Genomic DNA, 436 nt, shown 5'->3' with positions numbered 1-436 from the left:
GATGCTATCATACATCCGGACGTTGAGAGAGGAAGGCGTTCCGCTGGACGATGCCATCCGCGATGGAGCGTTGACACGTCTGCGACCTGTGCTTATGACCGCTCTCGTGGCGTCTCTGGGCTTCATTCCAATGGCCATTGCAACAGGTACCGGCGCTGAGGTTCAACGCCCACTGGCAACGGTGGTAATTGGCGGCATTCTTTCCTCCACTCTGCTCACTCTGTTGGTGCTGCCAATCCTCTATCGACTGGCTCACAAGCCCGACGAGAAGGACGAAGACGTGTCGGCAGAGCCCGTGCACCCTGTTCCCTCCGCCCACTGACAAGTGGGCCTTCGGGCTCCGCAAATTGCGGGGCCCATTTTTTTCTTTCACGTACTCAGGAAACACCATGAAAGCAATGCATATCCTTCTCGCGCTGGCCCTTTCCATTTCTGG

General features: G+C 56.9%; 1 protein-coding gene. It reads left to right on the top strand.

Annotated elements, in window-relative coordinates; all coding sequences use genetic code 11:
• Positions 1–322, top strand: a 322-nt coding sequence (locus FJV41_RS57430) for an efflux RND transporter permease subunit (protein WP_141649631.1), incomplete at its 5' end; no start/stop codon positions are given.
• Positions 323–436: the final 114 nt, after the last annotated feature.

The sequence above is a fragment of the Myxococcus llanfairpwllgwyngyllgogerychwyrndrobwllllantysiliogogogochensis genome (genome assembly GCF_006636215.1).
In the GTDB taxonomy this organism is placed as follows: Bacteria; Myxococcota; Myxococcia; order Myxococcales; family Myxococcaceae; genus Myxococcus; species Myxococcus llanfairpwllgwyngyllgogerychwyrndrobwllllantysiliogogogochensis.
This window is presented reverse-complemented; position numbering and strand designations above follow the sequence as displayed.